Source organism: Kitasatospora sp. NPDC057542, from assembly GCF_042801945.1.
In the GTDB taxonomy this organism is placed as follows: domain Bacteria; phylum Actinomycetota; class Actinomycetes; order Streptomycetales; family Streptomycetaceae; genus Kitasatospora.
The window spans coordinates 1-5,996 of record NZ_JBHVFE010000517.1 but is presented as its reverse complement, the minus strand read 5'-3'; the positions used below and the strand labels follow the sequence as shown (position 1 = coordinate 5,996).

Sequence of the window (5,996 nt, the reverse complement as noted above, 5' to 3'; positions counted from 1 at the left end):
CCCCGCAACTCCGCGAGGTCGGCCAGCGACGTTCTGATGGAAGCAGCGCCACAAGCTGCCTACGCCCACTCCACGCCGATCTGGCCGTTGGCGACGGCGGTGAAGATGCTCTCGTGGGTGTCGATGCTGCCGCGATACCTCTCGCGCAGGAGGTTGAATATCAGCGATTCCCGTCTCCGTTGATCACGGCGACGAGTCAGCCCACGTCGGCCGTTCACCCCCCGAGGCGAGTCGGCGAAGGAAGCTGAGCACATTCGCTTGTACGTAGTTGGGCACCTTTCCCTGTACGCAGACAGGGAGTGCTGGGGGAGTCTGGCGGCGGCCTTCGGCCGGAGGGATTTCCTGCACCTGAAGGACGTCACCGTACGGTCGGACCGGACGGATGCTGCCGACCTGGCGCGGTCGCGTTGCGGCCGAGATGTCCTCGAAGGTCGGGGGATCAGGCGGTGGCGCCGCCGGCGCTCGGGGGGTTCGGGCGGGGTTCGTTGGCCGATCGAAGTGAGGCGTCAAGCTCGTTGGTTTTGACCGAACTTGACCGCTGCTTTTCGAACGCTAGAACTGTCCAGCCGTGCAGGTTAACCGATATGACTGCGAATCGCATTTAAGGGCTGTGCAGCTACCACGCTGCGTGTACCGGCGGCTACTGTCGCTGGTCTGCGGGCCCCGGCAACCGGTCGTCGAAAACTTGTGCCGGGGCTCCGCTACCCCCTGCCACGTCGTTCTGAGGAGGACACATGTCCGCACTCCGCAGCAGCTCCCGCAACGCCCACGCGCTACCGGACGGTGGGTTCGACCGTAACATCCCGCGCCCGAAGGGTCCCCAAACCACGAGCTGCCGGTGGACCGTTGACCTGGTGGTGAACGTTCGGCCCACCCGGGCCTGGACGGCCCTTGCCGTGCCGCTGCTGCTCGCCCCGGCGCTCGACAGCGCGCTCTGCGGCGCCGTCGTGGTCGCCCTGCTGTCCGTGCTGCACGGCTCTTACCTGCGGCTGAGCACCGTCACCCGCCGGTGAACGACCGGGCCTGCGCGCCGGTTCCCCGCCGCGCGCAGGCCCGCCCCTTCGCCCCCGGCAGCCTGCCAGCGGGGGTGTTTCCCCGCACCGCCGGCGGACCGCTACGACCGCTCAGCTACCCGTTGCCGCGCCGCAACCCGGCACGCGGCCGGGCGAGGAGAACCATCACGATGAAGACCACCCTGACCTGCCACCAGTGCAAGACCCCCTTCCGGCGCCCCTGCGACCGCGGCCGGATCCCGAAGTACTGCCCCGCGTGCCGCGCGAAGGGCGCCACCAGCACCGACCACAAGGGCGAGAAGCTGGGCATGGGCAAGTTGGTGCGCGCGCGCGACGCCGAGGCGGCGGCGGTGTCCCGCTCCGTCGCCGAACGGGGCGTGGAGATCAACCGCCTGACCCGGATGCCCCAGCCCCTGCGGGCCCTCGAACAGGTCATGCTCGTCGAGCAGGACCTGGAAGACCTCAAGGCCCACCTGATCCAGCAGGCCCGCCATCAGGGCCACGACTGGGACGCGATCGGCGAGACGCTCAGCCTCAGCGCGAAGTACGTCGCGCGCCGCTACAACGAGGAGTACCTGCGCCGCCGCCGCCGCAACCGCGGACGCCGCACCGCCAGCGCAGGGGCCCCGGCCTTCCGGCTCGCGGCCGACGCCGCCCTGGCCCCCGCTCTCGTCCACCCCGCGGCCGTCGAGAGCCAGCCCCGGGAGGTCGGCGCGGCCGAGGCCGGCGACGACACCGCCGCCGAGGACGACGCACCACCGGGCCAACGCGGCGAACGGCGCGACGCCGCCCGCCTGTCCCGCGCCCTGTCCCACCTCCAGCGCAGCTCCGGCACGACCATCAGGGCCCTGTCGCAAGCGGCCGAGGTCTCCCCCTCGTTCGTCTGCCGGGTCCTGTCAGGGCACAAGATGCCGTCCTGGCCGATCACCCGGTCGATCACCGAGGCCTGCGGCGCGAACCCCGATGACCTGCGCATCCTCTGGCAGACCGCCCAAGGGGCCCGCCCGCGGCCCCCCGTGATCCGCCGCAACGACGACGAACTGTTCACCGAAGCGCTCGCCACTCTGCGCTCGGCCCTGCGCGGCCTGCACCTCGCCGCCTTCAGCCCACCCCCGGCCCTGGTCTGCGAGCAGGTCGACGGCCCCCTCAGCCCCCGAGACGTCACCGGCCTCCTCGACAAGGAGACGGAGGCCACCTCCCTGCCCGACTGGCCCGTCATCGGCCAGGTCGTCGACGCCCTCAACGCCGACGCGGACATGGTGCGGCCCCTGTGGGAGCACGCCCAAGTCGCCCGGGACCCCTACTGGACCCCTGAACACGGGGCCTCCCGCTCGACCCTGCCCGTCTTCGGCTGAGCCCGCCCGACACCCTCGCCCAGCAACCGGAGGGAGAGACCATGCCCGCCCCCCCCCCCGAACTCTCGCACCCCACCACCTCCCTCACCCACCACACCCTCGACCTCGACGCCCTCTACAACCGCAACCACCACCGCTACCGCGACTACGCCGACCTCCTCCTCACCCCCACCGACACCCACCTCGCCCTCCGCGCCACCCGCGACCACCTCGCCGACGAATGGGCCCACGCCATCAGCACCAACCCCACAGCCTTCGCCTGGGACGCCCTCCGCCGACGCGTCCACCTCCTCGCCGGCCCCAGACCACTACGCCCCATCGCCCACCTCGCCGCACCCGAACAGGACGTGCTGCTGCTCCACCTGGTACTGGGGCTGCCGGAGGCGGAGGTGGCGGCGCTCACCGGGACCGACCCCGCCGCAGTGCGCGTACGGCTCCGCTCCCTCACGCGGCGCGCCACGCGGAGATATCGACCCCATGTTTGAATAGGAACGCCTGTTCGATTTACGGTGGGGGTGTGACCAGCGCAGTGCCGTTCTCCCGCCCCCACCCCGGCCACCCGGACCACCAGGTCGGCGATGCCGAGCGGGCACCGCGCGAGCTGATGTCCGGCCCCGGCCGAAGCTGGGACACCGAGCCACGCTGGCGATGGATCGAGATCCGCCTCGGCGGCCAGTGGCGGCCCGGCCGAGTGGAACGCTGGCGCCTGCACCAGGGCTCCACCACCTGGGTCGCCCTCGTCCGCTGGGGACCCGGCTTCGACGACTGGGGCTGGTACCTCCACCACTCCGGTACGATCCGCCAGGCCCCGGAACCCGCCAACTTCCACGACGGCCCGGCGAGCTGGTGAACACCGACAACGACAGCGAGGCCGCCGCCACCGACCTCGCCGACGCCCTCGAAGCGTTCACCGACCACGCCGCCGCCCCCGGCACCGCCGCCGGAGACGACATCTGGGTCACCATCGGCACCCCCTACGGAATCGAACAACGCACCCTCCGCTTCCCCACCGGCGTCGCCGACTGGATCACCGAGCTGCTCCGAGACGAGACCCAGGCACTGGAGGCCGGTCACCGCGCTGCCGACCGCGGCCGGGACGACGACCAGGGCGCCGGCGTCGAACCGGCCTGGTGGTGAACCGGCACCGCCGGACCGTCCGCGCGGTGTCGGTGGCGGCTGGGAGGCTGGGCGTCATGGACGGCGAGGTGCTGCTGCGGGGCCGGGTCTACGGAGCCGACCATGACGACCCCGGCCCCCAGCCCGGGCACGAGTACCGCGAGCTCGTCGCAGGCCCGCTCGACGGCCTCCTCCTGGACGTCACCGGCTGGAATGCCGACCAGCTCGCCGACGGCGCCGCACTCCCCACCGAGATCGGCTCCTACGGCGCCGGCGGCCGCGCCCACTACGAACCCCGCCTGGCGGACCCGCGCCGCTGGGACTGGCAGGGAGACGCCCCCTGACACCGCCCCGGACCAACCCCAGCGGCACTGCGGTACCCGCCCGCACACACTGGGAGGACCGGTCCGCGCCCGAACCCCCGAGCGGGCAGCGGACCGGTCCCCAACCAAGGCATCAGCGCCGGACAACCTCGACATGCTGCACCAGGAACAGCAGCACGGCGACGGCCAGCCCGGAGCCGGCGTTCGCGAGCACCGCGCCGAGCATCCGGCCAGGGTCACGCCAGGCCGGCCGCGCCGGCCGCGCCACCGCCTGGGGCCGACGGTCCGTCCCACGGGTGCGCGACGCAGCGTTCCGGCGCCGTGAGGTGCGCGTGGTCATCATGGTTCCCCTCCGAGTCGTGGATGGCTGACACAGACGCAGCCGCACACACGACGCTCCAGTGTGCGCGGTACCCCGGACAGGGCCGGGCGGGTCCGTGGCACCGGACAGTAGGAAAGCGAGAACGCCGGTCAAGTCAGCCCAGGAACCAAATCCACGAGGGCAACCAGAGACAGGGCAACCGCGAAACCGGCGGACCCTACACCCTCCTGGCAGCCAGTCAACCCCCGCCGAACCGCCCCAGAAAACGACGATGGTCGTCACCCCGTCCACGGGGCGACGACCACCGGGTCCAAGGGCCGACGGCCAGACCAGCACCTACGAAACGGCGCCCCCAGTCAAGCCCCGCTGCTCGCACAAGCACGGACAACTCCTCGGCCCGCCCGGGATACACGGGCGGGCCGGCACGTCCGCTACGCGCAGGTGTCGAGCATCTCGACCAGCGCGGCCTTCTCGGCCTGGGTGGTGCTGAGGCCGTAGAGGTTCTTGATGTGGGTCCAGGCACGGGAGTAGGTGCACCAGTAGGCGGTGGACGGCGGCCGCCAGGCGTCGGGGCCCTTGTCGGCTTTGGCGCGGTTGGAGGCGGCGGAGACGGCGAGTAGCTGGGAGTGCTCCAGATCGTTGGCGAAGGCGCGGCGCTTGTCGGTGGTCCAGGTGTCGGCCCCGGACCTCCACGAGGCCGCGAGCGGGACCAGGTGGTCGATGTCGAGTGCCTTGGCGTCGGTGAAGGTCTTGCCGTCGTAGGGACTGACCCACGTCCCGGCGACGGCCTGGCACTTGTCGTTCTGGACGACGTCCTGGCCATCGCGGGCGAGGACGGTCTCGCGGGTGTCGCACTCGCCGGAGATCTTGATCCAGTGCGGGAACCTCTCGCGCGAGTACCCGCCCATGGAGTGTGGGGCCTCGACGGTGAGTTCGTTGAGCTCGGCGCGCGCGACGTCGACGGGCGGAGGCTCGGGCAGGTCGCGGCGCGCGGACACCGTGCTGGTGGCCGGGGCGGTGGTTTCAGCGGTGGCCGGGGCTGCGGCGGGCAGGAAGAGCGCGGCGAGCGCGGCCAGGACGGTGGCGCTGCGGCGCCACCTGGCAGTGATGATCATGGGGTCACGTCTACCGGCGCCCGGATGGCGAGCTGCGGTTGGTCACCTGGTCGGCGGCGTGCCCTGACCAGGGTTGACGCGAGGTCTTGGGCCAGTCGGACCAGCGCGGTGGTGCGGTGGCTTTGTTCACGGTTCGTGAAGTCAGCTGTTCACGGATCTGGGCTCTGGCGCGAGTTTTGTGGAGCCGTCACGACGGGTGCTGGCTCTGCGGCGGAGGAATCGGGCCCGGGAACGGCCCACAGACCCCGGCGGGAGGCCAGAGTCCCGAGGGGAGGTCCTGGCGAGCTCCGAGGAAGTAGTCCACCCCCTCCTCGAACAGCGCCGTCTCGACGACTGCCCGTAGCGGGCCCTGGGCCTCGACGGGAACCGGGTACCCACCGGCCATCATCCATTCGTCATCACCGAGATCGAACAGGCCCCTCACCTGCAGGAACTGCTCTCGCGTCACCGTGACGGACGAGCAGAGCCACTCGTCGGGGCCGAATCCTTCCAGCTCCCATGCAAGGTTGCGGCCGTCCTCGAACGGATAGTCCTCACTCATCGGCCGATCGTACAGCGCTCCCGACTCGACCGACCCGAGCAAACCTCTCCTACGGCAAACCGCTACTTCCACCACAGCCGCGAGCGTCGCTACTCGCTGCTACCGACCACACAACTGATGCTGTTGGTGATCTTCACTGGGGAGGGTGAGGCTGACGGCTTTGCCGGTCGCTGGCCCTGTGCGCCTGCTGTCCTGATCTGGAGATCCGAGC

The 5,996-nt window shown here is 71.1% G+C and carries 9 protein-coding genes; 7 read left to right on the top strand and 2 right to left on the bottom strand.

The genetic code is table 11. The features are described 5' to 3' along the window. From ACFU7Y_RS38310 to ACFU7Y_RS38280, 7 genes are all read left to right on the top strand, one after another. The coding region (locus ACFU7Y_RS38310) for a hypothetical protein (RefSeq protein WP_380771121.1) at positions 1-183 on the top strand (183 nt) is incomplete at its 5' end. A gap of 671 nt (positions 184-854) precedes the next feature. Further along, on the top strand, positions 855-1,013 hold the full coding sequence (locus ACFU7Y_RS38305) for a hypothetical protein (protein ID WP_380771120.1): 159 nt from the start codon (positions 855-857) through the stop codon (positions 1,011-1,013). A 170-nt stretch (positions 1,014-1,183) separates the two neighbouring features. After that, positions 1,184-2,368 (top strand): helix-turn-helix domain-containing protein, encoded by a 1,185-nt coding sequence (locus ACFU7Y_RS38300; RefSeq protein WP_380771119.1) that lies wholly within the window; start codon positions 1,184-1,186, stop codon positions 2,366-2,368. A 41-nt stretch (positions 2,369-2,409) separates the two neighbouring features. Beyond that, positions 2,410-2,853 (top strand): sigma factor-like helix-turn-helix DNA-binding protein, encoded by a 444-nt coding sequence (locus tag ACFU7Y_RS38295; RefSeq protein WP_380771118.1) that lies wholly within the window; start codon positions 2,410-2,412, stop codon positions 2,851-2,853. Positions 2,854-2,885: 32 nt separating this feature from the next. Further along, positions 2,886-3,218, top strand: a complete 333-nt coding sequence (locus ACFU7Y_RS38290; RefSeq protein WP_380771116.1) for a hypothetical protein — start codon at positions 2,886-2,888, stop codon at positions 3,216-3,218. Further along, positions 3,215-3,505: a hypothetical protein gene (locus tag ACFU7Y_RS38285; RefSeq protein ID WP_380771115.1), complete on the top strand. Its 291-nt coding sequence runs from the start codon at positions 3,215-3,217 to the stop codon at positions 3,503-3,505. Before ACFU7Y_RS38290 ends, ACFU7Y_RS38285 begins: the two co-directional genes overlap by 4 nt. A 56-nt stretch (positions 3,506-3,561) precedes the next feature. After that, positions 3,562-3,828 (top strand): hypothetical protein, encoded by a 267-nt coding sequence (locus ACFU7Y_RS38280; protein WP_380771114.1) that lies wholly within the window; start codon positions 3,562-3,564, stop codon positions 3,826-3,828. Between the two features lie 732 nt (positions 3,829-4,560). On the opposite strand, the gene ACFU7Y_RS38275 is transcribed toward ACFU7Y_RS38280, so the two are convergent. Together ACFU7Y_RS38275 and ACFU7Y_RS38270 are read right to left on the bottom strand one after the other, a co-directional pair. After that, complete coding sequence (locus ACFU7Y_RS38275) at positions 4,561-5,244, bottom strand: HNH endonuclease family protein (protein ID WP_380771113.1); 684 nt, start codon at positions 5,242-5,244, stop codon at positions 4,561-4,563. 187 nt (positions 5,245-5,431) lie between these two features. Beyond that, positions 5,432-5,785, bottom strand: a complete 354-nt coding sequence (locus tag ACFU7Y_RS38270; RefSeq protein WP_380771112.1) for a hypothetical protein — start codon at positions 5,783-5,785, stop codon at positions 5,432-5,434. Positions 5,786-5,996 lie beyond the last annotated feature (211 nt).

Excerpts from the sequence above, each read along its gene's own strand:
- ACFU7Y_RS38270 (WP_380771112.1), bottom strand. The coding sequence starts at position 5,785 with ATGAGTGAGGACTATCCGTTCGAGGACGGCCGCAACCTTGCATGGGAG.
- ACFU7Y_RS38280 (WP_380771114.1), top strand. The coding sequence starts at position 3,562 with ATGGACGGCGAGGTGCTGCTGCGGGGCCGGGTCTACGGAGCCGACCAT.
- ACFU7Y_RS38295 (WP_380771118.1), top strand. The coding sequence starts at position 2,410 with ATGCCCGCCCCCCCCCCCGAACTCTCGCACCCCACCACCTCCCTCACC.
- ACFU7Y_RS38275 (WP_380771113.1), bottom strand. The coding sequence starts at position 5,244 with ATGATCATCACTGCCAGGTGGCGCCGCAGCGCCACCGTCCTGGCCGCG.
- ACFU7Y_RS38300 (WP_380771119.1), top strand. The coding sequence starts at position 1,184 with ATGAAGACCACCCTGACCTGCCACCAGTGCAAGACCCCCTTCCGGCGC.